This window comes from Bradyrhizobium sp. GW821-FHT13H06 (assembly GCF_058803975.1).
Genome location: NZ_JBXAPN010000011.1, coordinates 129,867 through 151,663, shown reverse-complemented (window position 1 = coordinate 151,663; position 21,797 = coordinate 129,867). Strand labels below are relative to the sequence as shown.

Below are 21,797 nucleotides of genomic sequence, written 5' to 3'. Positions count from 1 at the left end.
CAACTGGAGTGACGACATGAAGTATCTCATTGCCGCGATCGCCCTCGGTGCTGCGGCGTTCGCCGGCGGATCGGCGGCCAACGCGGCGGGCAGCGTAAGCGCCAAACAGACCGCGCAGGAGAGCCAGTCCACCGACATCAGCGCGCACCGCAGGCACCATCACTGGCACGGTCACCATCATCACTGGCGGCATCATCACGGCCACTACCGGCCCCATTACAGAAGCTACGGCTACTATCCGCGGCACCACGGCTATTACGGCGGCGGACCGTACGGCTATTACGGCGGCGGTCCCGGCGTGACGTTCAGCTTCGGCGGCGGACGCTGGTAGGACAAGCGGACGCTGGTAAGACAAAAGGCCCGCAGAGATGCGGGCCTTTCTGCTATCCCTGCAAGATTCTCTCCGCGGTCTCCAACCCACTCGCGAGCGCCGCCTCGACCGTGCCCATATCGCGGCCGCGATAGAGCGCTTCACCCGAAAACAGCACGCGCCCGTCGGCACGTGCGAGGATCGCTTGTGCCTCCCGCGTCCGCGGCGTCGCCCACGAATAGGCGCCGCGCGCGAATCGATCATGCGCCCAGTTGATCGCTGCCGCCGCCACGAGCTCGCGCGCGACATCATCGCGCGGCAGACCGAACACGACGGCAAGCGAGCCGAGCCCGGCATCGATCAGTCCTTGCGGATCGAGGCTTTCCAGCTCCGCCGTGCGCGGGCCGCCGAACCAGCCCGTGAGCACGGGTTGCTGGTCCGGATAGCGCGTCCACCACACCGGGATCGCTTGGTCGGACAGGAGGAAGGTCATATCCGCGAGATTTTCCTTGCGCTCGCGCCACCATGGCCGGGCGAAGCGCAGCAGGATCTTGATGACGTTGCCGAAGCCGATGTCGTCGGCAGCGGCAAGCTTCGCGCGCGCCTCCGCCGGCAGCGCGATCTCGCGCAGCAGCGGCAGCGGCACGGTGAGGATCACGCGATCGCAGGCGTGCACATCGCCGCCGGCGCAGCGAACGGTGACCGCGCTGCCCTCCTCCGCAAGGGCCGACACGACACAGCCGAGGCGGATGGTTGCGCCGTGCCTGCGACAGTCGGCCGCCAGCACGTCGATCATGGCGCCGTATCCGCCGTCGATCCGCGCCTGCGGAGCGTGTCCGCCATCCATCCATTCCGCGCGCAGCGCCAGCGTGGACGCGCGCTCGGGATCGGCCGCATCGTAACCCTCGACCATCCGTTCGATCGAATGACGCATCGGCGCATAGTCGTCCCCGGCAAAATGCCGGCGCAGGAAGTCGGCGACCGTGAGATCGTCCTTCAAGCCCCGTAGCGTGGCCTGAAGCTCTGCCTCATGGAGATCGCGGCGATCCTCGCGCGAGAGCCTCGTCCCGTCAAAGCTCCACTGCTCGCCTTCGATCTCCTGAAGGGACAGCCCGGCGTCGCGCAGGAGTGCGCGCGTGACCGGCGCCTCGCCATGGACGAATTCAGCGCCGCCATCGGCGGGATAGCCGAACTCCGAGGCCGGCAGCGGATGAATGCGACCGCCGCAGCGCTGGCGTGCCTCCAGGATCGTCACCTTCCGGCCGGCACGCGCCAATTCGCGCGCCGCCATCAAGCCGGCCGCGCCGGCGCCGACAATGACGATGTGCTGGGATGGATCGGACATGCCGCGCTTACCGGCTCGCTGCCGGAGGGTCGTTCTTGATCAGATATCGCAGCAGCAGGACGCCGCCGCCGAGCTCGCGCGTGCTCTCCAGCGTCATCGCGGTGATCGGCGCACGCCGGTCGCTGTCCGCCTCAGTCGAATCGAACACGAAGGGGGCGCCCTTTGCGCCGTCGATCGCGGGGCTGAGGATCAGGTTGAACTCGTCGATGAGACCGGCGCGCAGGAACGCGCCATTGGCAACGCCGCCGCCCTCCACCAGCAGGCGCTTCACGCCGAGCTCGCGGGCGAGGATGTCCAGCGTCAGCCCCAGGTCGATCTCGGACTTGCCGGCAAAGATGTAGGACACGCCCTCGCCGCGCAGCCCGGCGAGATGCGAATCCGGCACACGCTCGGTCAGCACGACGACGATCGGGTCGCCGCCGATGTCCGAGCGTCCCCAGCCGATCTTGCCCTGTGCATCGAGCACCACGCCATAGGTTTCCGCATCGCGCGAAGCAAACCAGCTTTCGCGCGGGAATGTCGCGTCCGTCGCGGGATAGGGCTCGCCCTTGGCGAACTCCGCCCCGGTGACGCGGCCGATCACCCAGGCATCGCCGCCGAGCTCGTCATGGATCTTCTCGAACCAATCCGTGCCTGCCCCCTTCGGACGCCAGCGGCTCGGATGCGTGCGGCCGTCGAGGCTGGAGTGCATCAGACAGATGACATACGGCTTCATGCAATTCTCCGGGTAGCGCTCAGGCCGCGGATCCACCGCCAGTCGCTGCATTCTCCTTGGCGCGATCGTTGACGATCAGCGCCAGCGGATTGAGCTTTGGCGGCGCGACGAGCTGGAGCGTGTTGGTGTCGCGATGATTGAACGGCGCGCCGCGCACGAACAACTCGGTCTGGATCAGATAGGTCCAGCTGCCGTCGTCGTTGAAGGTGATGTCGCAGCGGTAGGCATCGGTGCGGAAAGCCTGTTCCAGGAAGTCGGTCGAGCAAATCCCGTAAGCGGTGTCGCCGCGTTTGGCGGTGACCGCGATTGTCCTGTCATCGGGCCCTGCCTTGCCCGAGGCCAGCAGCACCTGCCCGCGCGGGATCGCCAGCGTCTGCATGATCAGCCCGGTCGCGGGTTCCCACAGCCAATAGCCGACCTGGTCGTGGAAGGTGATGTCTTCCTCGGGCGTGTTGATGTGGATGTGATAGCGCAGACCGTACAGCAGCTGCGGCCCGTTGGCCTGCGGATCGATGGGGTCCATGCGGATGCGCTCGATGAAGGTCCGCCGCTCCGGCCCTTCCGCCTTCGGATTGATGTCGATGCCCTTATCCGCCTGCCAGGTGCCGGCGAGCCGCCGCAGCGGGCCGAGATTGGCAAGGCCGTCGGGCGAGACGTCCTCGGGCTCGGTGAAGATATCGGCGGGAATGGGGAGCATGGAGGCCTCGCGGGATTGCAGAGGCCAGCAATATCACAGTCAGGCGCGGCGTGAATTCAACTCATGCCCCGACAAGCGCCGGAGGCATTCGAGCCATGCGACGATGCTCGTTGCATCCCGCGCGCCGGCGGCCGCGGCGTGGCCGCCGGCCGGGAGACCGCTCTCAAGCCGCTTCCGACATTGCTCTCGCGCGCTGCTCGAGCACGCCGATCGTCGACACCAGGTTGTCGCGCCGTGTGCGCAGGTTGAGCGCGAGCAGCGGATAGGTCGGCTGGTTCACGTCGAACACCCTGGCCCGAGCCTCCTCCTCGAGGATGTCGGTGTTCAGGAGCCGAACGCGCCACCACAAATCGGCGATCAATGCATCGAGCCGGAGTTCACCGGCAGCACCAGAACGGGACATTTTCTGCATCACTTGCCTCAACCTGAAACGGCCTCTCGCCGAGACCTTGGCTTGGCTCCTGAATGAGCAAGCGGAATGCCAGGAATGGCCGGGTGCCGGCCATGCGGGTTGGAACCAACAATTGGGCACTGCACAGTGATCCGGGGCCTGTTCCCGCTCGTTCTCAGTCTCGGAGATCGCTTGTCGAGGCGCTATGATCGCTGCTATCCGGGCTATAGATGTGCCAATCCGGGCTGAAGCTCGCGTGCCCCGGCGGGGTGAGGCGCGGCTGTCCATTGGTGCGAGCAAAGGGCCGAAGGCAAAGGTGGACTGGGCTGATTTGATCGGACGCGTCGCCTCTCACGGTGACCGGGCCGCTTTTAAGCGGCTATTCGAGCATTTCGCGCCTCGCATCAAGGGACTGATGCAGAAAGCCGGGTGCAGCTCCGACGAGGCGGAGGAGATCGCCCAAAACGCGATGATCGCCGTGTGGCGGAAGGCGAGCCTTTTCGATCCTGCGACAGCGGGCGCGGCGGCCTGGATATTCACGATCGCGCGCAACCTGCGGATCGATTTATTCCGTCGCAGAGCGCGGGCAAACCGTCTGCATGCCGATTCCGAGCTGCCCGATGCACCGGATCCAGCCGAACCGGCAGATGCCGTCATTTCGCGGGTGCAGGATGCCACACGGATCGAGTCGGCCATCAAGCAACTCTCGACAGAGCAATCCATGGTGGTGAGGCTGTCGTTCATCGAGGAAAGGGCGCATCCGGAGATCGCGAGCCAGCTCGGTATTCCGCTCGGAACGGTCAAGTCTCGGATCAGGCTGGCGATGAACCGGTTGAGAGACATATTGGACGCAGAAGCATGACGATCAGCCACCATCCGCCTGAAGATCTTCTGGCCGATTTCGCGGCCGGCAAGCTGGAAGAGGCCCATCAGCTGGTCGTGGGAGTTCATGTGGCAGGTTGCACGCGGTGCGCCCGCTTTGTGCAGGCCATAGAGCAGCTTGCGGGAGCCGCGCTGGAGGATGTCGAGCCGGTGCCGATCGCACCAGATGCGTTCGACCGCGTCATGTCGCGGATTGACAGCTCTCCGGAAGGCGAAGCGGCGCCGCCCCTCACGTCCGACGCCAATCATGATCTTCCGCCGGCACTGCGAAAGTATCGCATCGGCAAGCGCCGGCGCATCGCGCCGGGTCTGAGCATGCGGCCGATCGAGCTTTCCGGTTCGGGCAAGGCGCGCGCCTTTCTGCTTCGGTCCGCACCAGGCTCGCGCATGCTTGAACACACGCACACCGGCACCGAACTGACCCTCGTCCTCGAGGGCAGCTTCAGTCACGAGGGCGGTCGCTTTGGCCCTGGTGATTTCGATTACGGTGATGACGAGATCGAGCACCGTCCCATCGTCGGGGACGAAGGCCCATGCGTCTGCCTGGTTGCGATGACCGGCGACCTGCGCATGAACGGTTTTCTCGGCCGACTGATCGGGCCATTCGTGCGGCTTTGATTCTCTCGAGTCCTTCTCCCCGGGGGTGATCCAGACACGCGCCCGGAGCGTTTCGAAACAAACGCAAGGGAGACAGGACATGGCCGGTTCAAGCCTGGCGAGTCAGGTGCCGAGCGAGAGGCTGCCTGAACTACTGGCACGCGTTTCCGCAGGCGAGACACGTGCCTTCGCAGAGCTCCACACGCTGACACGGGGCCGGCTGCGCAGGACAGCGCTGGCCGTTGGAGCCTCACCTCACGACGTCGACGACATCCTCCAGGAGACCTTTCTGAAGATCTGGCGCAAGGCTGGTCGGTTCGATCCCGGACGAGCCCCGGCGATGGCCTGGATGTCCGCGATCGTCCGGAATACCGCAATTGATCATCGGCGGACCAGAAGGCAGCCAACTTACGAATTGGACGAAGCGCTCTTGGTTCCGGCGGGAGCCGGCGCGTCATCGATCGAGGATTTCGACTACGCCAGCGCCGAACCGATTGCGCGCGGAGCATTGGCTCGTTTGCCGGAAGATCGCCGCAGGCTGGTGGCTCTCGCTTATCTCGAAGGCGAGAGCCGCGCCAGCTTGTCACGACGCTTCGGTGTGCCGGTCGGCACCATCAAGACCTGGCTGCATCGAACCATCCTGGCGGTGCGCAAGGATTGCCTTGCGGCATCGGCCGCGGCCTGAAGCCGGAGAACGCGCATGGCTGCAGAGATCATCGCATTTCCGGAGCCCGATCGCGGGGATCGGCTCGTCTCTTCGATCGCACGGCTCGAAGCGGTTTTGAGAGATGTCGAACGTGTCGGAGCCGACGATCCCGGAGCCAGCCTCGATCAGCTGCTTGCTGCCATGGAGCACATGAGCGATCAACTGGTCGATCTCGCCTGCCTCCTGCTCGACGAAGATGCGAAGCTGCAGGCTCAAAGCGCATTCAGGTCCTTGTCCGACAAGATCGCGGAAACCAGAGACACGTTCGACCAGCTTGGAGGGCGAAGTTATACCTAGCTCGGCCTGGCACGCTTGCTCCCCGCTTAGTGGGCCAGCTTTCGAGCGACGAGAAATCCGATCCAGGCACTGACGCCGGCAAGAAACGATCCCCAGCAAACATCCGCAAGTGTCAGCCCGGTCGACCAATTCCGCAGGGTCGCCTGATTGGTGAGATCATAGGTCGCATAGCTGAAGCAGCCGAGCATCATGCCGGATGTGAAAGCGCGCAGCGCACTCCCATCCTGCTGCGCGGGCAGCACGGCGAACCAGATCAAACCGATGGGATACAACAAGTAAAATGCTGCAGCGGCCGCCAGATTGGGCTCGGCCCGCAACATATCGCCCAGCACCGGCCGGTAAAGTCTTTCAACCATGATCTTGAGCCAGACCATGTCGATTGCAACGAAGGTCAAGGCCACCGAGAGATAGGTGAAGAGAGGATTCATGTCCGCGTTCCCGTCCGGTTGCACCTGGCCGGCTTGTCGAACCCGGCACCGGATTAACGACCGGCGAGCCGCGCCGGATCATATCCGCGCACTCACACCCGCTTGCGTCCAGTCAACACAGCAGGCACCGGTCATCAATGTGCGTGTTTCGGCGGCCACGGGAAGAATGCATTGGTTCTTGCCTGATACTCCCGATACCGATCGCCGCGCGATCGCAGCATCTGCTCCTCGAGCGGGGGTATCCCCGTCACATGCACGAGTATCCAGTACATGATCGCCGGCGCCGCCAGGCTGGCCCACCCCCATGCATATCCGGGCGACAGCGCGATGACCGGGTAAGCCCACCACCCCAGCCATTCGAAGAAATAGTTCGGATGACGGGACCAGCGCCAAAGGCCGGCATCGCAGACGAGCCCGGCGTTGGATGGGCAGAGCTTGAACCGGCGCAATTGCCGGTCCGCCAATGCCTCGCCTGCGACGGCTGCCAGAATGATGACGGCTCCGGCGTAGTCCTGCAGTCGCAATCCGGGCTCGGGAGCGTGCGCCGCGAGGAAGACGGCGAACGGCAGCGGCACCGAGACCAGCGCCTGCGATTGCAGGAAAAAGAACATCCGGCGAGGGGCCGCAGCCCCCCATTGACGCGCATAGTTCGCATACCGCGGATCGTCGATGCCTGCTGCGGCCCGGCGCGCAATGTGCGTGCCGAGTCGCACCGACCAAAGCAGCACGAGCCCTGCGACGAGCACCCGGCGCGCCGGCGTGTCGGCGGCGAGAGGCCACAGAGCGGCGACCGCGCCAACGAGGCCGGTCGCGTAGGACCAGATTGCATCAACCCATCCGGAGTTTCCCGTACGCTGCTGAACGACCCAGGCCAGTCCCATCAGGAGACAAAGGGCCAGCGCAATGCCGCCTATTGCCTGAACATTCACCAAAACCACGCCCTCACCAGAATTGCCCTCTCCTCGATACGTCGGCTGCAGGAGCCGGTTTCGCGTTCGGCGGCGGGGCGGCCGATGGTCCGCAAGGTGATCCGCGCCATCTCGCCGAACGTTTCCTTGCACAGCGACCGTTTCGAGCACCGTATTGACGGTATCCAGTGGGGGCGACAGGGAATGCGTTTGGCCGTGATCGGGACAGGAATTGCCGGCAATGCCGCCGCGTGGCTCCTGTCGAAACGCCATGCCGTGACGGTGTACGAGCGCGAGCTGCGCCCGGGCGGACATAGCCATACCGTTCGCGTCGACTATGATGGCGAGGCCGTTGACGTCGATGTCGGCTTCATCGTGTTCAACGAGGCGAACTATCCGCAATTGACCGCGCTGTTCGCGCGGCTGGGCGTGAGGACCGTCGAGACTTGCATGAGCTTCGCCATGTCCGCCGATCAGGGCCGGTTCGAATGGCGGGGTGGCGGCGAGACCTTTCTGCAGACTGTTTGCGGCCTGTTTGCACAACCGCGTAACCTCTCATCGCCATCCTATTTCCGCATGCTGGCCGAGGTCCTGCGATTCAACAGGCAGGGCGCGGCCGACTTGCGCGCCGGCCGGCTGCACAACCTGACGCTCGGCGAGTATTTGCGCAAGGAATCGTTCGGGCCGCGCCTGTTCTCCGACTATCTCGGACCGATGGGGGCGGCCATCTGGTCGTCCTCGTCGGCCGACATTCTGTCTTTCCCAGCGGAAAACTTCGTCGCCTTCTTCGACAACCACCGGCTCCTGCACCTGGACCGGCCGCGCTGGCGGACCGTGGAGGGTGGCAGCCGGCGCTATGTCGACAAGCTCACCGCTATGTTCAGGGACAACATTCGGCTAGGCTGTGCGGTGACGTCGATCCATCGAACGGAGCATGGCGTGACGATCCGCGACAGTCATGGTGGTGTGGAGACTTACGATGCCGTCGTGATGGCCTGTCACAGCGATCAGGCCTTGGCGGCGCTGTCGGATGCCGACGCCCAGGAGCGGTCCGTTCTCGGCGCGATCAGATATGCCCCCAACACCGTTTATCTGCACCGCGATCGCAATCTCATGCCCAGGCGCCGCCAGGCATGGGCATCCTGGAACTTCCTGCAATGGCCGCGACAAACGCCCGTCCATAACGACGTCGCGGTGACCTATTGGATGAATCGGCTGCAGGGCATAGACGACCGCAAGCCATTGTTCGTCAGTCTCAACCCGCCTTTCGAGCCAGCGGCCCATCTGACGTTTGGAAAATTCAGCTTCGCCCATCCGCAATACGACCTGGCAGCGTTCGCGGCGCAGCGACGGCTCCCCGCAATTCAAGGGCGCCGCCGGACGTGGTTCTGCGGTGCCTGGACCGGCTACGGCTTTCACGAGGATGGCTTGCAGTCCGGCATCTCCGTTGCCGACGCGCTTGGCGGCCAGGTTCCATGGCGTCGGTCGGCCCCCTTGCTGGTTCAGGCTGCCGAGTAGCACGATGGTCCGAACGAAACCGACGAGAGCGGAGAATGCGATAGCGCCCGCCGCGCTCTACCGGGGAAAAGTGATGCACGCCAGATGGCGGCCCGTGCAGCACAGGTTCAGCTACCGCGTGATGAGCCTGCTGATCGATCTCGACCGGTTGGACGAAGCAAACGGCCAGTCCAGGCTGTTTGGAGTCAATCGCGCAGCACCCTTCAGCTTCCACGAGCGCGATCACGGTGAGGGCAAGAGCGCCAGCCTCGGCCAGCACGTCCGAGGACTGGCAGCGGAGCACGGAATCGATCTCTCCGGAGGCCGCATTCTCCTTCTCTGTTATCCCCGGGTTCTGGGCTACGTGTTCAACCCGCTTTCGGTCTATTTCTGCTACCGCGCGTCCGGCGATCTCGCACTGTTGATCTACGAGGTCCGCAACACCTTCGGGGACATGCATTCCTACATCCTGCCCGTGCAGGATGCGCGACCGGGCTGCACAATACGGCAGAGCCAGGCGAAGGAATTTTACGTTTCTCCTTTCATGGCGATGGAGACGCATTACCGCTTCAGCATTTCTCCACCGGAGCGAGATGTGATGGTCAGGATCGTGCAGACGAGCGAGCAGGGCGCGATGTTTGCGGCAGCGTTCCGCGGACGCCGCCACCCTCTGACCAGCCACGCGCTATTGGCGGCGCTGTTCGGTCTGCCCTTCCTGACGTTCAAGGTGATCGCAGCCATCCACTGGGAAGCGATGCGGCTTTGGCTGAAAGGTGCTCCGTACGTGCCCCGGTTGAAACAACGCGAGACTTGAACCATGGACCTCGCAGCCACGCATCAGGCCGTTCAATTCGATGGTGTCCCATTCCTTGCCCGACTGGCGCTGCGCCTTGCATCGCAGATCAGATACGGCACGGTTCATGTGCGCCTTCCCGACCAGAGAACCGTCACGTTGCGCGGCCGGCTTCCGGGTCCGTCGGCCACCATCGAGCTCAACAACTACAGGTTCGCGCGCAGTCTCGTCATGGGCGGTGACATCGGCATGGCCGAGGCTTACATTCGAGGCGATTGGAGCACGCCCGATCTCACCCAGCTTCTCTACGTGTTCTGTCTCAACGAAGAGCTGGTCGACAGTGCCTTTGCCGGGAACATGCTGGTCCGGCTCTGCCGGCGGGTGCTTCATCGACTGCGCCGGAACACGAGACAGGGGTCGAGGCACAACATCCATTCGCATTACGACCTCGGAAACGAGTTCTTCGCTGCGTGGCTCGATTCGAGCATGACCTACTCATCGGCCCTGTTTCCGGCCGAGACGGCCGACCTGCCCGCGGCTCAACAGCACAAATACGAACAACTGGCAAAAGCCATCGAATTGCGGCCCGGTCAGAGCGTGCTCGAGATCGGATGCGGCTGGGGCGGCTTCGCCGAGTTTGCCGCGAAAACTTACGGCGCCAGCGTGGTGGCACTCACCATCAGCAAGGAGCAGCACGAATTTGCCCGTCGACGAATCCACGAAGCCGGGCTCGGCGAAAAGGTCGAGGTCCGGTTGCAGGATTATCGCGACCAGGAGGGTCATTTCGACCGCATCGCCTCCATCGAGATGATCGAGGCCGTCGGCGAGCAATTCTGGCCAGCCTACTTCGATCAGTTGAACCGGCGGCTCAAGCCCGGCGGTCTGGCAGGCATCCAGGCCATCACGGTCCGCGACGAGCTCTTTGACAGCTATCGGCAGCGTGTGGACTTCATCCAGAGATACATCTTTCCGGGAGGGATGCTTCCCTCGACGAATATCCTGCGCTCGCTCGGCGAACGCTTCGAGCTGCCTGTCATTCGTGAGCGCGTGTTTGGACAAGACTATGCAAAGACGATCGCGCTGTGGCGAGAGAACTTCGGGCAGGCATGGAGCGACCTGACCTCGCTCGGGTTCGACGAGCCCTTCCGCCGGCTGTGGGAATACTATTTGTGCTACTGCGAGGCAGGATTCAGGGCCGGAAAGATCGACGTCCGGCAGCTGGTTTTTGCACGCCGGAGCTGACGCGGCTCAGGGGACCGCGGCCCCCGCCAGCAGCGGGCGGAATATCAACGCATGATCCGGAGAAAGTGCGCAGCGGTTTTCCGAAAGGATCATCCTCAGACAAACATCCAAAGCGCGATGACGATTCATCCCAGTCTCATCGCGCTTCGGCAGCGCTGACGGTTTCGGGCCTCACACTGCGTGCGCAAGAACGATCGCGCCGGACAGGATGAGGATCCCGCCTGCCGCATAGCTCAATCTTCGGCCGAACGGCAGCAGCTTTTCGCCGGCGACATAGAGCATGAGGCCGACGATCCAGACCAGGTTCATCACGCCGCCGACAAACAGCAAGACCATCAGAACCCAGCAGCAGCCGACGCAGTAGCTGCCGTGGCGCAGCCCCATGCGGAATGCCCCGCGCGCGCCGGGCCGCCAATGCCGGCTGAGAAACAACAGCGGGCTCTCGCAGTAGCGCAGGCAGGCGCGTTTGAAGGGCGTGAACTGGTAGAGTCCCGCGGCAAGCAAGATGACGCCGCCCAAGACCGCGCTGGTGCTTGCCATCGCCATCGACAACAAGCCGAGGCGTTCAAGCGCCCATTGTGCCAGGACTGCAGCGAGACTGAACCCAGCCCACGTCACGAGGTACCCGGCGAGAAAGATCCAGGCATCGATTGCTGCGCGGGATCCAGTCTCGTCCTTGTGCCTGATCGTCGCATACAAGAGGACCGTGGGCCCCGCGCTCGGCGCCATCATCGCGATCATCATCACCCACCACATGGCGAACAGCAGCGCAGCAGAACGCAGCGTCCACGGCATTGGCGCCATGTCCGGCATCTCGGCCATCATGTCGGTGTCCATGCCGGCGCCGCCCATGAGATAGGCCCAGGCGAGCGCCGCCACGACGGCGGTCCCGATCGCGACGATCAAGCGATCGCGGTGGAGCACATGTTCCAGTATCGCACGCCCGTGCATAGCTTGATCTGCCAGCGCAATGACCTATCCCAGGGCCGGATATTCATCCGTCGCGCCGCGCCTATCGCTCCCCGGAACCTAACGAGCTGACACCGAAGATGCGGCCTCGGTGTCAGCGCTGCATCACGCCGCGACGCCCTCGGGCGTCTGCACGACGTTGGCGAGCGAGCTGTGCGTGCCCTGGGTCTCGAATGGTATCGCACCGGCCGAGCGGATGTTGGCGGACGCGATCTCGGCAGCCCTGTGCTCGAAGCCCTCGGGCATGACCACTTGAATTCGATGTGGAGCACCGGTCACGGGATTCTTGATCGGCTCCACCTCGGTCTCGAGCACGTCGCCGGCGACCAGTTTTGCGACACGGCCATCCTTGTCGAAGGAAAATTCGAACGGCGCGAAGATCGGATCGTGAATGGTCGTCACGATCAGGCTGAAGATGTGGAACAGCGTACCCTCGGCCGAATGCTTGCCCGACAGAATATTGAACAGCGCCTGTCGCTGCTCCGGCGTCGCGCGCTGGTCGACGATGGGCTGCATCTTGCCGTTGCCTTGATGCAGCGCGCCGGGGAAATCCACCACGACCGCAAAACAAAGGCCATCGAGCTTGACGCCCTCAAAATGCCCCGTCGTGATCCGCATGCCGACCATGCCTTTGCAATAGCCGTGGGTCGGTAGAGCGTTGAAATCGCAAGGGCAGCCAAACGCGCAATTGCAATTTTTCATCCATTCGCCTTCGAGACGCCAGTCCGATGCAGCCATGGCACATCTCCAAATGTGAGCGAGGACGCGGCAGCCGTTGACGAATTTGTTCAGCGTTCTTGTCGAGGCAATGCGGAAAGGCGCGAGCGGGATCGAGGTCCGATCAGAAAGGCCGGCATCGCAGAAAAGTTGGTGGCGAGCTGCCGTTTACCGTCCAGTGGCGAGGATCATATCAGCGACAGCGTGGCTCGTATAGCGAACCAGGGTGGCGGCTCGGGAGGAGCCACATCTCGGAGATGTCAGGAGAATGGTGCCCAGGGGCGGAATCGAACCACCGACACTGCGATTTTCAGTCGCATGCTCTACCAACTGAGCTACCTGGGCGTGCTCCAAGAGAGGGGCCAAAGCCCATCGAGCGGGCGGTTTATAGTGGGCTCGGGGCGGCCTGTCCACCCACGCTTCGCCTTTGGCTTCGCGGGGTTCGGCCCGGCTGTGCACAAGGTGCGGCCGTCCGGCCATCGCCTGCGCGCGGCGCGGCGCCCATACCTGTAATTGATTGATATTACTTATCTATTCAACGTCATCCACCTCGTCGTCGCGGCCGGGGATGACGTAAGAGCCTTTCAGCCAGCGGTTCAGGTCGACGTCGCGGCAGCGCGAGGAGCAGAACGGGCGGGTGGCCTGCGCCTGCGGCTTGCCGCAGATCGGGCAAGTCTTGAGCGGGGAGGCTTGCTTTTTGGCTTCGTCGTCCATGATGTCGGCGGCAGCTTACACGCGGTGAAGTTCAAGCGCCTGTCGGCAACCGGGTTCCCTGGACGGCAACGGATGCGGTCCGCGGGTGTCCGGAGCGACGATCCTGCTTTGCATGGGCTTGTCTTCGCATGGGCTTGTCTTCGCGATTTTTGCTGGGGCGCCCGCCGGCGCGGCGGCCGTATTCACACCGCAGTGGTGTTGAGCCAGCCGAAACGGATCGGAAAACCTTCGCCGCCGAGCAGCGTCGTGGTCTCGTACAGCGGCAGGCCGACGACGTTGGTGTAGGACCCCACCATCTTCACCACGAAGGAGCCGGCGATGCCCTGCACGGCGTAGCCCCCGGCCTTGCCGCGCCATTCGCCTGAACCGATATAGGCCTGGATGTCCTCCTCCGACAGACGCTTGAAGCGCACGCGGGTCTCGACCAGGCGCTGGCGGAACGCCTCGCGCGGCGTGACGAGGCAGATCGCGGTGTAGACGCGGTGGTTGCGGCCCGACAGCAGCCGCAGGCATTGCGCGGCTTCGTCGACCAGATTGGCCTTGGGCAGGATGCGCCGACCGACCGCCACCACGGTGTCGGCGGCAAGGATGAAGGCGCCGCGCAGCTCGTCGTCCAGCTGCACCGATTTCAGCGCCGCATCGGCCTTGGCCCGGGCGAGGCGGTTGGCGCAGGCACGCGGCAGCTCGCCCCGCTTCGGCGTCTCGTCGACGTCGGCCGGCCGGAGCGCGTCAGGCTCGATGCCGGCCTGGTTGAGCAGCGACAGGCGACGCGGCGAACCGGAGGCAAGTACGAATTTGGGGCGGCCGAGCATCAGGTGATTTGCGGGATGAAGCGGAGGGGTGAATTGCGCGCGGAACCTATCGGAAGGGGGCTGATTTCACAACCGGGAACCGGAGGTTTGGTGATTCGAGGTGTCCGACATGCCTGTGCCTGCGCTCTGTGACGCGGGTGTTACGGCTTCTTCGCCTCTCCCCGCTTGCGGGGAGAGGCCGGAATTCAAGCGTGCTTGAATTCTGGGTGAGGGGGACTCTCCGCGAGTCTCACTGTCACCGTCCTCGCGGAGACTCCCCCTCACCCCGACCCTCTCCCCGCAAGCGGGGCGAGGGGGAAGAGCCGCAGCGTCCGGGGCGCGCGCCCTACCCGCTCGCCGCGCCCGACTTGGCGAAGCGCCGGCGGATGCGCATCAAGAGCTGATCGCAGACCTCGCGGTAGGCAGCGAGCTTCTGGTCGCGGCTGCCTTCGATGATGGTGGGATCCTGCGTCGGCCAGTATTCGACCTCGGCCGCGAGTGTCCGTGTCAGCTCCAGTGCCTTGTGATGCGCCTCGGGCGAGAGCGTGATGATGAGGTCGAAATTCAGCCCCTCCCAGTCCTCCAGCTCCTCGAAGGTCTGGGGCTTGTGGGCCGAGATGTCCTGGCCGAGCTCGGCCATCACGGAGACCGCGAATGGATCCAGCTCACCCTTCCTGGTACCGGCCGACTTCACGTAGAGGCCCTGCGGAAACATGTGCAGCAACAGGCTCTCGGCCATCGGCGAGCGTACGCTGTTCATCGCGCAGGCGAACAGCACCGATTGCGGATCGCGTGCGCGTGGCGGACCCGCCATCGCGCCTAGTCCCTTTTGATGGGGGGCATGGTCTCGTCGGAAAACCGCTGCACACTTTTCCGGGCCATGCCCTAGCCCTTCCAGTGCAGCACGGTGATCAGCGTGAACAGGCGGCGCGAGGTCTCGAAGTCGACCCGGACCTTGCCCTTCAGTCGCTCCTGGAGCGTGCGCGATCCCTCGTCATGAATGCCGCGGCGGCCCATGTCGATCGCCTCGATCTTGTCGGGGGTCGCGGTGCGGATCGCCTGGTAGTAGCTGTCGCAGATCATGAAATAGTCCTTCACGATCCGCCGGAACGGCGTCAGCGACAACAGATGCGCGACGACAGGCGAGCCGTCCTCACGGCGGATGTCGAACATCAATCGGTTGCCGGTGATGCCGATATGCAGCGTGAACGGGCCCTTGCCCTCCGCGCCCTCGGGCGCGAACAGATTCTGCTCGATCAGATCATAGATCGCGATCGCACGCTCATGCTCGATGTCCGGCCCGGAACGGCCGATCGAGTCCTCGTCGAGCGTGACCGCGACGATGCGATTGGTCGAGTCGTCCTGTTCGGGCGGCTTTGTCATGACAGATTGAGGCGCAATCCAATCGAACGCGAATGGGCGTCCAGCCCCTCCGCCTTGCCCAGCGTCATCGCGGCCGGACCCAGCGCACGCAATTGATCGGGTCCGCATTTCAGGATCGAGGTGCGCTTGATGAAGTCGTGCACCGAGAGCCCCGAGGAAAATCGCGCCGAGCGCGCCGTCGGCAGCACGTGATTGGAGCCGCCGACATAGTCGCCGATCGCCTCGGGCGTATGGGGCCCCAGGAACACCGCGCCGGCGTTACGGATCTTTTCGGCGAGCGCCTCCGGATCGGTGGTCATGATCTCGAGATGCTCGGCAGCGATGGCGTCCGCGAGCGGGATCGCCTCGGCAAGGTTCTTCACCATGATGATGGCGCCGAAATCGGCCCAGGAGCTGCCTGCGATCGCCGCGCGCGGCAGCGTCTTCAACTGCGCCTCGACCGCCTTTTCGACGTCGGCGGCAAGGCGTGCCGAGTCCGTGATCAGGATCGACTGCGCGCTCGCATCGTGCTCGGCCTGCGCCAGCAGGTCGGCGGCGATCCAGTCGGCGTTGCCGGTATCGTCGGCAATCACCAGCACCTCCGAGGGGCCGGCGATCATGTCGATACCGACCTTGCCGAACACCAGCCGCTTTGCGGCGGCGACATAGGCGTTGCCGGGGCCGACGATCTTTGCGACCGGCGCGATCGTCGCGGTGCCGTGCGCGAGCGCGGCGACGGCCTGCGCGCCGCCGACACGGTAGATCTCGGTGACGCCGCCGAGATGCGCGGCCGCCAGCACCAGCGGATTGAGCCTGCCGTCCGGCGAAGGCACCACCATCACGAGGCGCGAAACGCCGGCGACTTTCGCGGGCACCGCATTCATCAGCACCGAGGACGGATAGGCGGCGGTGCCACCGGGCACGTAGAGGCCGGCGGATTCGATCGCGGTGTAACGCCAGCCGAGTTCGACGCCGAGCGGGTCGGTGAAACGCTCGTCCTTCGGGAGCTGACGGCGGTGATAGGTCTCGATGCGGTCCCGCGCGAGCTCGAGCGCATCCAGCGTCGCGGCATCGCAGGCCTTCACGGCGACCTCGATCTCGGCGGCGGAGACGCGCAAGGAGGATGCGTCCAGCGTCAGCCGGTCGAACTTTGCCGTGGCTTCGAGCAGGGCGGCATCGCCACGCCTGGCCACGTCGTCGACGATCGCGCGCGCGGCGGCCTCGACATCGGCCGAAACCTCGCGCTTGGCGGCGAGGAATGCGGCGAATCGCTGGTCAAAATCGGCGCTGCTGCGGTCGAGGCGAACGGGCATGTTTCGCTTGGCTTCTGGCTGGTATTTTGGGGGCGGATCGGCGCACCGGGTCCCCTGCTCAATGGCGCGGCGGGGAAGCTGCGTCAACCCTCGGAAGATGCCGTTCCGGCGAGGGCCTCAGCCCATTCGGCTGGTATACCGGCCACTTCATCCCTCCCCCTCGATGCCCGTTCCCAGCGCGTCGTCCCCGAGGTCGGTCAGCTCGCATTCCAGGCACTCGACGTCGAGGCGAATGGCGCCGCCCTGGGCGAACAGAAGCAGGGCGCTGCCGCCGGGCTCCTCGTGGCGCCCGTCCTGGGAGTGAAATTCAATGCCGACGAGGTCCAGCACCTTGTCCGGTGCGGCGAGATCGATGTTGCGCGACTTGCAGGCGAGCACACGGTCGAAACGGAGCGCGGCGACCAGCCGGCGTGGCTCGGCCTCGCCCTCCAATGTCTGCTCCCAGTCCAGCCGGCTCATTCCGACCACGAGCCGCTTCTCGCCCTGCCGCCAGATGATGTCGGAGGTCTGGACTCGGGCGTCCTGGACATGGGTCGAGATCACGGCGAGGTCGTCGGCGTCGAGCGCGATCAGTTTGAGCTGGGGCGACATTTCCGACGCTTCTCCATTGGGGGGGCAGGGCTCAACGCGTGCGGGCCCCGAAATTTCCGCGCAAACTAACCGGCCGGCAGGTTAGAGGCTATTGATATCCTCCATTTCCAGCACCCTGCGCGGATACCCCTCCCGGGCAACGCGGATCATGGCGCGGCCGATCTGCTCGGTCGAGGTGACGAGCCGTGGCGAAATCCGGCGCAGCACCGACCAGAGCGGCCCGCTCACGGCATAGACGGCCTGCACCCAGGGGGTCTTGGACCGGGCGCCGTGCAGGGGCTGGATCGCGCCGGGCCGAAACATGTAGGCGGCCTTGAACGGCAGCTTGAGAAGATCATTCTCGGTCTTGCCCTTGATCCGCGCCCACATCCGCCGGCCCCGCTCGGTGGAATCGGTGCCGGCACCGGTGACATAGGTGAAGATCATCTGCGGATTGAGCCGCGCCAGCGTCGTCGCGGCAGCGAGCGTGAGATCATGGGTGAGGTGGCGGTAGCGCTGCTCGCTCATGCCGATCGAGGAGACGCCGAGGCAGAAGAAGCAGGCATCGAAGCCGGTCAGCTGCGGCTCGATCGCCGAATAGTTCAGAAAATCCTCGTGGATGATCTCGGCGAGCTTGGCGTTGCGCACGCCTGTCGGGCTGCGGCCGACCACGAGCACACGGTCGATGCCGGCATCGACCAGGCATTCGCGAAAAACGCCCTGCCCCACCATGCCGGTCGCGCCGAAGATGATGACCTTCATCGGAATGTCTCCAGCGACCTCGCGGCTCATGCGGCGGCCGCGATCTCGTCGAAGGATACACCGGTCAGCGCTGCCGAGGCATCCCACAGCATGGCCGCAGCAACGAGATCCTTCGCCTGCGGCATGATCCTCGCCGCCCCAGGTGGTCCCTTCAATTCGTAGAAGCCGTTTGGACCGTAATAGCCGCCGGGCTCGGCGTCCGGAGAGGTCGCCGCAAACAGCGTGGGCAGCGCGCCTTCGGCTGCGGACTGGCTGATCAACGGCTGTAACAATCGGCCAAGCCGCTCCTGGACGCTGTTGGTGCCCGGCCCGTTGGCGATGAGGTCGGTCCGCGCGTAGCCGGGATGGGCGGCAACGCTCGTCAGGCCCCAGCCGGCGGCAAGGCTGCGACGCTGCAGCTCGAGCGCGAACATCAGCATCGCGAGCTTGGACTGGCAGTAGGCGCGCCAGGGACGATAGGAATGCTTGCTGTGCAGATCGTCGAAATTGATCGCGCCGGAGCGGTGGGCAAGGCTCGAGAGATTGACGATGCGAGGCGCCCTGGCGCGGCGAAGCTGCGGCAACAACCGCGCCGTCAGGGCGTAGTGACCGAGATAGTTGGTGCCGAGCTGCATCTCGAAACCATCCTCCGTCTGCTGCCGCTTCGGCAGCGCCATCACACCGGCATTGTTGACGAGGAGATCGAGCCGTTCGTTCTCGGCGGCAAAGCGCCCGGCGAAATTGGCGATGGAGGCAAGGCTTGCGAGGTCGAGATGCTCATAGGCGATCAGAGCGTCGGGAAACCGCTCGCAAATGCCCTCGATCGCCCGCAGGCCCTTTGCGTCGTCGCGTCCGGTGAGTATGACGATGGCACCAGCGCCCGCGAGCACCATCGCCGTCTCGTAACCGAGGCCGCCCGTCGCCCCCGTCACGACGACGGTCTTGCCGCTGAGTGAGGGGATGTCTGCCGTGGTCCAGTCGGTCATGCCATGTCTCCGCGGCTTTCAGGGATGGAAAAGGCCCGCGACCGGTCTAAATGTGCACTGAGTGCAAGTTTGCAAGAGGTGAAACGATTTGAAGGCTTCGAAGCTCGCCGGGAAAGGCGTCAAGTCATTGTCCGCAGGGGAGAAATCTCCGTCCGCAACCGGCCTGCGCCAGCGCAAGCGGCAGGAGACCCGCGAGCGGCTCGGCCGCGCGGCGATGACCCTGTTCATGGAGCGCGGCTTCGAGGCCACCACCATCGACGACATCGCGGCGGCAGCGGACGTGTCGCGGCGCAGCTTCTTCCATTATTTCGCGTCGAAGGAGGACGTGGTCGCCGCCTGGCAGGAAGGCGCCGCAAGCGCGCTGGTGGCCGAGATCGTCGCCCGGCCCGCGGACGAATCCATGCTGACGGCGGCGGAGAATGCGATGGCGGCGGTGGCCAAACGGCTCGATCCGGCGGAGGCTGCAGCGATGTCACGGCTCAAGCGCGACAATCCCGCGCTGCAGGCGCGCGACCAGCTCAAATACGAGAAGATCGAGCGCGCGCTGGCCGACGGCCTGGCACAGCGCGCACGCACCAAGCCGGACCGACAGAAGGCGCGGCTCGTCGCCATGATCGCCACCGGCGCCATGCGCGTCGGCGGCGAGAGCTGGATCGGCGAAGGCGCGCGGGAAAAGCCGGAAGCTTTCGTCAAGCGCACCTTCGATGCGATCAGGGCGATCTTGAAGTGAGGTCTCTCACTCCCTGAAGAACGCCAGGAGATCGGCGTTGATGGTTTCCGCGTGCGTGGTCGGCATGCCGTGCGGAAAGCCCTTGTAGGTCTTCAGGATGCCCTTCTTGAGCAGCTCGGCCGAGAGCGGCGCGGAATCGGCGTAGGGCACGATCTGGTCGTCGTCGCCATGCATCACCAGCACCGGCACGTTGATCTTCTTGAGGTCCTCGGTGAAATCGGTCTGCGAGAACGCGACGATGCCGTCGTAATGGGCCTTGGCGCCGCCCATCATGCCCTGGCGCCACCAATTCTGGATCACCGCTTCCGACGGCTGTGCGCCCGGGCGGTTGTAGCCGTAGAACGGGCCGGCGGGGAGGTCGCGATAGAATTGCGTGCGGCTGGCGGCGAGCTGCCTCTGGAGATCGTCGAACACGCTCTTCGGCAGGCCACCGGGATTGGCCGCGGTCTGCACCATCAGCGGCGGCACGGCAGAGAGGATCGCGGCTTTCGCCACCCGGCTCTCGCCGTGGCGCGCGATGTAGTGCACGACCTCGCCGCCGCCGGTGGAATGGCCGACATGGATGGCGTTCTTGAGGTCGAGATGCGCGGTGAGCGCGGCGAGATCGTCGGCATAGTGATCCATGTCGTGGCCGTCGGCGACCTGCGCCGAGCGGCCGTGGCCGCGGCGGTCATGGGCGACGACACGGTAGCCGCGCGCCACGAAGTACAGCATCTGCGCGTCCCAGTCGTCCGACGACAGCGGCCAGCCATGGCTGAACACGATCGGCTGGCCAGAGCCCCAATCCTTGTAGAAGATCTCGACGCCGTCTTTGGTGGTGATGGTGGGCATTGCAGGCTCCTGTAGTGAGAGAGTCATTCCGGGGCACGCGACGCGTGAACCCGGAATCTGGAGATTGTTAAATCGAGATTCTCAGGTGCGCGATTACGCACCAGAGTTCATCGCTGCGCGATGCCCCGGAATGACGCGTGAATGCGTTGCGCGTGCGAACCGGTCAGGCGAACGCCATCGGTCTGAAGCGGCGCCAGGCGCCGATGGTCAGCACCACGAAGAACACCAGCACGATGCCCTGCACCACGGCGAACACCGGACCGGACGGCGGCGCCGGCGGCACGGCCGGTGCGAGGGCGGCGAGCGCCGGCACCTTCAGGAACGACTGGATGACCAGCACGAAGACGTTGAAATAGAGCGAGATCATCGCGGTCACGATATAGACCGGGCGCCAGACTCCGGCGAGCTTCATGCCGTACAGCGCGACGCAGGCGATCGCGAGCAGCACCAGCGAGATGATGCCGATGATATGCGAGGGCAGCAGCTCCTTGAACGGAAACAGGAAACCGGTGGCGCTGGTGAGGATCGTGGTCAGCAGGAAGATCGCGGTAAGGGCCGGCATCGGCTTCGAGCCGAGCAGGCCGAACATCACCACGAGGCCGGCGACGATGGCGATCAGGCTGATGATGACATGGATCAGCGTAAGGGCGGGCAGACTCAACCCAAGGACCATGACATTTCTCCTGTTCTCCGCATTGAGATGCTGAGAGTAGTATTACGGTCCTCATGGGATTGCCACCTGCGTTGTCGTCACATGCAGAGGCGCGGCCATGCGTCATCGTGCGAATCGACAAACGCATGGCTGATTTTCTTGCACCGCCGTCACGACGGACGGCCGTTTCCGACGAAAGTCGAATCGATCCTTCACACTTCCTTGGTGTCGAAGATCAAGAGGTCGGCACCGCCGCTGGCGAACTTGGGCACGTCGGCGCCGGTCGCCTTGCCTTCGGGGCTGGCGAATGCCGCCTGAATGTCGGCCACGCTGTCGAAGGTGAGAATGGCGACGAGATGGATCCCGGAAGGACCTGCGGGAGATGCGACCGGCCCCTTGCTGACGGCGTATTTCTTCAGGCCGGGAAGTTTCTTGGCGAGCGGGATGTGCGTCTCGGCATAGTACTTATCGAAGGCGGCAGTGTCCTTGGGTGTTTTGTACAGCACGACGATTTCAGCCATTTGGTCCTCCCGTGAAAAATTTGTTGTGTTTGGATCCTCATGGTGAGGAGCGTGCGAAGCACGCGTCTCGAACCATGAAAGGCCCGGGTCGT

The 21,797-nt window shown here is 64.5% G+C and carries 28 protein-coding genes and 1 tRNA gene; 9 read left to right on the top strand and 20 right to left on the bottom strand.

Going from position 1 to position 21,797, the window contains the following annotated elements; translation table 11 throughout:
• Positions 1–16: 16 nt before the first annotated feature.
• Complete coding sequence (locus tag AC1RQP_RS33695) at positions 17–331, top strand: hypothetical protein (RefSeq protein WP_492941399.1); 315 nt, start codon at positions 17–19, stop codon at positions 329–331.
• 52 nt (positions 332–383) lie between these two features.
• On the opposite strand, the gene AC1RQP_RS33690 is transcribed toward AC1RQP_RS33695, so the two are convergent.
• The 4 genes from AC1RQP_RS33690 to AC1RQP_RS33675 all read right to left on the bottom strand — a co-directional run bounded on the left by AC1RQP_RS33690 (position 384) and on the right by AC1RQP_RS33675 (position 3,470).
• Positions 384–1,655: a flavin monoamine oxidase family protein gene (locus AC1RQP_RS33690; protein ID WP_492941397.1), complete on the bottom strand. Its 1,272-nt coding sequence runs from the start codon at positions 1,653–1,655 to the stop codon at positions 384–386.
• Positions 1,656–1,662: 7 nt separating this feature from the next.
• Complete coding sequence (locus tag AC1RQP_RS33685; RefSeq protein ID WP_492941395.1) at positions 1,663–2,370, bottom strand: RibD family protein; 708 nt, start codon at positions 2,368–2,370, stop codon at positions 1,663–1,665.
• A 19-nt stretch (positions 2,371–2,389) separates the two neighbouring features.
• The gene (locus tag AC1RQP_RS33680) at positions 2,390–3,067 is read right to left on the bottom strand and encodes an FABP family protein (protein WP_492941393.1); all 678 of its coding nucleotides are present in this window, start codon (positions 3,065–3,067) and stop codon (positions 2,390–2,392) included.
• A gap of 163 nt (positions 3,068–3,230) precedes the next feature.
• The gene (locus AC1RQP_RS33675; RefSeq protein WP_492941391.1) at positions 3,231–3,470 is read right to left on the bottom strand and encodes a hypothetical protein; all 240 of its coding nucleotides are present in this window, start codon (positions 3,468–3,470) and stop codon (positions 3,231–3,233) included.
• A gap of 304 nt (positions 3,471–3,774) precedes the next feature.
• On the opposite strand from AC1RQP_RS33675, the gene AC1RQP_RS33670 reads away from it, so the two are divergent.
• From AC1RQP_RS33670 to AC1RQP_RS33655, 4 genes are all read left to right on the top strand, one after another.
• Complete coding sequence (locus tag AC1RQP_RS33670; protein ID WP_492941501.1) at positions 3,775–4,320, top strand: sigma-70 family RNA polymerase sigma factor; 546 nt, start codon at positions 3,775–3,777, stop codon at positions 4,318–4,320.
• Positions 4,317–4,958 (top strand): ChrR family anti-sigma-E factor, encoded by a 642-nt coding sequence (locus AC1RQP_RS33665; protein WP_492941389.1) that lies wholly within the window; start codon positions 4,317–4,319, stop codon positions 4,956–4,958. The genes AC1RQP_RS33670 and AC1RQP_RS33665 overlap by 4 nt, the downstream gene beginning before the upstream one ends.
• Positions 4,959–5,037: 79 nt before the next feature.
• Positions 5,038–5,622, top strand: a complete 585-nt coding sequence (locus AC1RQP_RS33660) for an RNA polymerase sigma factor (RefSeq protein ID WP_239629412.1) — start codon at positions 5,038–5,040, stop codon at positions 5,620–5,622.
• Positions 5,623–5,637: 15 nt separating this feature from the next.
• Positions 5,638–5,940, top strand: coding sequence for a hypothetical protein (locus AC1RQP_RS33655; protein WP_239627650.1), 303 nt, complete (start codon positions 5,638–5,640; stop codon positions 5,938–5,940).
• A 26-nt stretch (positions 5,941–5,966) separates the two neighbouring features.
• Here AC1RQP_RS33655 and AC1RQP_RS33650 read toward each other — a convergent pair whose 3' ends face one another.
• Positions 5,967–6,368, bottom strand: a complete 402-nt coding sequence (locus tag AC1RQP_RS33650; protein WP_239627651.1) for a DUF2177 family protein — start codon at positions 6,366–6,368, stop codon at positions 5,967–5,969.
• 134 nt (positions 6,369–6,502) lie between these two features.
• On the bottom strand, positions 6,503–7,249 hold the full coding sequence (locus AC1RQP_RS33645; RefSeq protein ID WP_492941499.1) for a DUF1295 domain-containing protein: 747 nt from the start codon (positions 7,247–7,249) through the stop codon (positions 6,503–6,505).
• A gap of 231 nt (positions 7,250–7,480) precedes the next feature.
• Between AC1RQP_RS33645 and AC1RQP_RS33640 the strand changes: the two genes are divergently transcribed.
• The 3 genes from AC1RQP_RS33640 to AC1RQP_RS33630 are packed head-to-tail and all read left to right on the top strand — an operon-like array spanning position 7,481 to position 10,808.
• Positions 7,481–8,794 (top strand): NAD(P)/FAD-dependent oxidoreductase, encoded by a 1,314-nt coding sequence (locus AC1RQP_RS33640; protein ID WP_492941497.1) that lies wholly within the window; start codon positions 7,481–7,483, stop codon positions 8,792–8,794.
• 4 nt (positions 8,795–8,798) lie between these two features.
• Entirely contained in the window at positions 8,799–9,587 is a 789-nt protein-coding gene (locus AC1RQP_RS33635) for a DUF1365 domain-containing protein (RefSeq protein WP_492941386.1), read from the top strand.
• A gap of 3 nt (positions 9,588–9,590) precedes the next feature.
• Complete coding sequence (locus tag AC1RQP_RS33630) at positions 9,591–10,808, top strand: class I SAM-dependent methyltransferase (protein WP_492941384.1); 1,218 nt, start codon at positions 9,591–9,593, stop codon at positions 10,806–10,808.
• A gap of 171 nt (positions 10,809–10,979) precedes the next feature.
• On the opposite strand, the gene AC1RQP_RS33625 is transcribed toward AC1RQP_RS33630, so the two are convergent.
• The 11 genes from AC1RQP_RS33625 to AC1RQP_RS33575 all read right to left on the bottom strand — a co-directional run bounded on the left by AC1RQP_RS33625 (position 10,980) and on the right by AC1RQP_RS33575 (position 18,971).
• Positions 10,980–11,687 (bottom strand): DUF2182 domain-containing protein, encoded by a 708-nt coding sequence (locus tag AC1RQP_RS33625; RefSeq protein ID WP_345946189.1) that lies wholly within the window; start codon positions 11,685–11,687, stop codon positions 10,980–10,982.
• 195 nt (positions 11,688–11,882) lie between these two features.
• Positions 11,883–12,515 carry a DUF1326 domain-containing protein gene (locus AC1RQP_RS33620; RefSeq protein ID WP_492941382.1) on the bottom strand — a complete coding sequence of 211 codons (633 nt, stop codon included), beginning with the start codon at positions 12,513–12,515 and terminating at the stop codon, positions 11,883–11,885.
• A gap of 248 nt (positions 12,516–12,763) precedes the next feature.
• Positions 12,764–12,839 (bottom strand) — tRNA-Phe (locus tag AC1RQP_RS33615).
• 186 nt (positions 12,840–13,025) lie between these two features.
• Positions 13,026–13,208 (bottom strand): DNA gyrase inhibitor YacG, encoded by a 183-nt coding sequence (yacG, locus tag AC1RQP_RS33610; RefSeq protein WP_492941380.1) that lies wholly within the window; start codon positions 13,206–13,208, stop codon positions 13,026–13,028.
• 182 nt (positions 13,209–13,390) lie between these two features.
• Positions 13,391–14,020: a Maf-like protein gene (locus AC1RQP_RS33605; protein WP_028176536.1), complete on the bottom strand. Its 630-nt coding sequence runs from the start codon at positions 14,018–14,020 to the stop codon at positions 13,391–13,393.
• Positions 14,021–14,345: 325 nt separating this feature from the next.
• Positions 14,346–14,813 (bottom strand): arsenate-mycothiol transferase ArsC, encoded by a 468-nt coding sequence (locus AC1RQP_RS33600; protein WP_239627665.1) that lies wholly within the window; start codon positions 14,811–14,813, stop codon positions 14,346–14,348.
• A gap of 71 nt (positions 14,814–14,884) precedes the next feature.
• On the bottom strand, positions 14,885–15,382 hold the full coding sequence (locus AC1RQP_RS33595) for a UPF0262 family protein (protein ID WP_194390144.1): 498 nt from the start codon (positions 15,380–15,382) through the stop codon (positions 14,885–14,887).
• The gene (gene hisD / locus AC1RQP_RS33590) at positions 15,379–16,674 is read right to left on the bottom strand and encodes a histidinol dehydrogenase (RefSeq protein WP_492941378.1); all 1,296 of its coding nucleotides are present in this window, start codon (positions 16,672–16,674) and stop codon (positions 15,379–15,381) included. The genes AC1RQP_RS33595 and hisD overlap by 4 nt, the downstream gene beginning before the upstream one ends.
• A gap of 147 nt (positions 16,675–16,821) precedes the next feature.
• Entirely contained in the window at positions 16,822–17,265 is a 444-nt protein-coding gene (locus AC1RQP_RS33585; protein ID WP_028176540.1) for a DUF2948 family protein, read from the bottom strand.
• A gap of 81 nt (positions 17,266–17,346) precedes the next feature.
• Positions 17,347–18,006: a Rossmann-fold NAD(P)-binding domain-containing protein gene (locus AC1RQP_RS33580; protein ID WP_492941375.1), complete on the bottom strand. Its 660-nt coding sequence runs from the start codon at positions 18,004–18,006 to the stop codon at positions 17,347–17,349.
• Between the two features lie 26 nt (positions 18,007–18,032).
• Complete coding sequence (locus AC1RQP_RS33575) at positions 18,033–18,971, bottom strand: SDR family oxidoreductase (RefSeq protein WP_492941373.1); 939 nt, start codon at positions 18,969–18,971, stop codon at positions 18,033–18,035.
• 88 nt (positions 18,972–19,059) lie between these two features.
• On the opposite strand from AC1RQP_RS33575, the gene AC1RQP_RS33570 reads away from it, so the two are divergent.
• Positions 19,060–19,701, top strand: a complete 642-nt coding sequence (locus tag AC1RQP_RS33570) for a TetR/AcrR family transcriptional regulator (RefSeq protein ID WP_492941371.1) — start codon at positions 19,060–19,062, stop codon at positions 19,699–19,701.
• Between the two features lie 6 nt (positions 19,702–19,707).
• On the opposite strand, the gene AC1RQP_RS33565 is transcribed toward AC1RQP_RS33570, so the two are convergent.
• The 3 genes from AC1RQP_RS33565 to AC1RQP_RS33555 form a co-directional block, all read right to left on the bottom strand.
• The gene (locus AC1RQP_RS33565; RefSeq protein WP_492941369.1) at positions 19,708–20,532 is read right to left on the bottom strand and encodes an alpha/beta fold hydrolase; all 825 of its coding nucleotides are present in this window, start codon (positions 20,530–20,532) and stop codon (positions 19,708–19,710) included.
• Positions 20,533–20,695: 163 nt separating this feature from the next.
• Complete coding sequence (locus AC1RQP_RS33560; RefSeq protein WP_061881159.1) at positions 20,696–21,205, bottom strand: hypothetical protein; 510 nt, start codon at positions 21,203–21,205, stop codon at positions 20,696–20,698.
• Between the two features lie 191 nt (positions 21,206–21,396).
• Positions 21,397–21,705: an EthD family reductase gene (locus AC1RQP_RS33555; protein WP_239627675.1), complete on the bottom strand. Its 309-nt coding sequence runs from the start codon at positions 21,703–21,705 to the stop codon at positions 21,397–21,399.
• Positions 21,706–21,797: the final 92 nt, after the last annotated feature.

What these genes read in the sequence shown, in the direction of transcription:
- AC1RQP_RS33695 (WP_492941399.1), top strand. Translation starts at nt 17, where the DNA reads ATGAAGTATCTCATTGCCGCGATCGCCCTCGGTGCTGCGGCGTTCGCC.
- AC1RQP_RS33690 (WP_492941397.1), bottom strand. Translation starts at nt 1,655, where the DNA reads ATGTCCGATCCATCCCAGCACATCGTCATTGTCGGCGCCGGCGCGGCC.
- AC1RQP_RS33685 (WP_492941395.1), bottom strand. Translation starts at nt 2,370, where the DNA reads ATGAAGCCGTATGTCATCTGTCTGATGCACTCCAGCCTCGACGGCCGC.
- AC1RQP_RS33680 (WP_492941393.1), bottom strand. Translation starts at nt 3,067, where the DNA reads ATGCTCCCCATTCCCGCCGATATCTTCACCGAGCCCGAGGACGTCTCG.
- AC1RQP_RS33675 (WP_492941391.1), bottom strand. Translation starts at nt 3,470, where the DNA reads ATGTCCCGTTCTGGTGCTGCCGGTGAACTCCGGCTCGATGCATTGATC.
- AC1RQP_RS33665 (WP_492941389.1), top strand. Translation starts at nt 4,317, where the DNA reads ATGACGATCAGCCACCATCCGCCTGAAGATCTTCTGGCCGATTTCGCG.
- AC1RQP_RS33660 (WP_239629412.1), top strand. Translation starts at nt 5,038, where the DNA reads ATGGCCGGTTCAAGCCTGGCGAGTCAGGTGCCGAGCGAGAGGCTGCCT.
- AC1RQP_RS33655 (WP_239627650.1), top strand. Translation starts at nt 5,638, where the DNA reads ATGGCTGCAGAGATCATCGCATTTCCGGAGCCCGATCGCGGGGATCGG.
- AC1RQP_RS33650 (WP_239627651.1), bottom strand. Translation starts at nt 6,368, where the DNA reads ATGAATCCTCTCTTCACCTATCTCTCGGTGGCCTTGACCTTCGTTGCA.
- AC1RQP_RS33645 (WP_492941499.1), bottom strand. Translation starts at nt 7,249, where the DNA reads ATGGGACTGGCCTGGGTCGTTCAGCAGCGTACGGGAAACTCCGGATGG.
- AC1RQP_RS33640 (WP_492941497.1), top strand. Translation starts at nt 7,481, where the DNA reads ATGCGTTTGGCCGTGATCGGGACAGGAATTGCCGGCAATGCCGCCGCG.
- AC1RQP_RS33635 (WP_492941386.1), top strand. Translation starts at nt 8,799, where the DNA reads ATGGTCCGAACGAAACCGACGAGAGCGGAGAATGCGATAGCGCCCGCC.
- AC1RQP_RS33630 (WP_492941384.1), top strand. Translation starts at nt 9,591, where the DNA reads ATGGACCTCGCAGCCACGCATCAGGCCGTTCAATTCGATGGTGTCCCA.
- AC1RQP_RS33620 (WP_492941382.1), bottom strand. Translation starts at nt 12,515, where the DNA reads ATGGCTGCATCGGACTGGCGTCTCGAAGGCGAATGGATGAAAAATTGC.
- yacG (WP_492941380.1), bottom strand. Translation starts at nt 13,208, where the DNA reads ATGGACGACGAAGCCAAAAAGCAAGCCTCCCCGCTCAAGACTTGCCCG.
- AC1RQP_RS33605 (WP_028176536.1), bottom strand. Translation starts at nt 14,020, where the DNA reads ATGCTCGGCCGCCCCAAATTCGTACTTGCCTCCGGTTCGCCGCGTCGC.
- AC1RQP_RS33600 (WP_239627665.1), bottom strand. Translation starts at nt 14,813, where the DNA reads ATGGCGGGTCCGCCACGCGCACGCGATCCGCAATCGGTGCTGTTCGCC.
- AC1RQP_RS33595 (WP_194390144.1), bottom strand. Translation starts at nt 15,382, where the DNA reads ATGACAAAGCCGCCCGAACAGGACGACTCGACCAATCGCATCGTCGCG.
- hisD (WP_492941378.1), bottom strand. Translation starts at nt 16,674, where the DNA reads ATGCCCGTTCGCCTCGACCGCAGCAGCGCCGATTTTGACCAGCGATTC.
- AC1RQP_RS33585 (WP_028176540.1), bottom strand. Translation starts at nt 17,265, where the DNA reads ATGTCGCCCCAGCTCAAACTGATCGCGCTCGACGCCGACGACCTCGCC.
- AC1RQP_RS33580 (WP_492941375.1), bottom strand. Translation starts at nt 18,006, where the DNA reads ATGAAGGTCATCATCTTCGGCGCGACCGGCATGGTGGGGCAGGGCGTT.
- AC1RQP_RS33575 (WP_492941373.1), bottom strand. Translation starts at nt 18,971, where the DNA reads ATGACCGACTGGACCACGGCAGACATCCCCTCACTCAGCGGCAAGACC.
- AC1RQP_RS33565 (WP_492941369.1), bottom strand. Translation starts at nt 20,532, where the DNA reads ATGCCCACCATCACCACCAAAGACGGCGTCGAGATCTTCTACAAGGAT.
- AC1RQP_RS33560 (WP_061881159.1), bottom strand. Translation starts at nt 21,205, where the DNA reads ATGGTCCTTGGGTTGAGTCTGCCCGCCCTTACGCTGATCCATGTCATC.
- AC1RQP_RS33555 (WP_239627675.1), bottom strand. Translation starts at nt 21,705, where the DNA reads ATGGCTGAAATCGTCGTGCTGTACAAAACACCCAAGGACACTGCCGCC.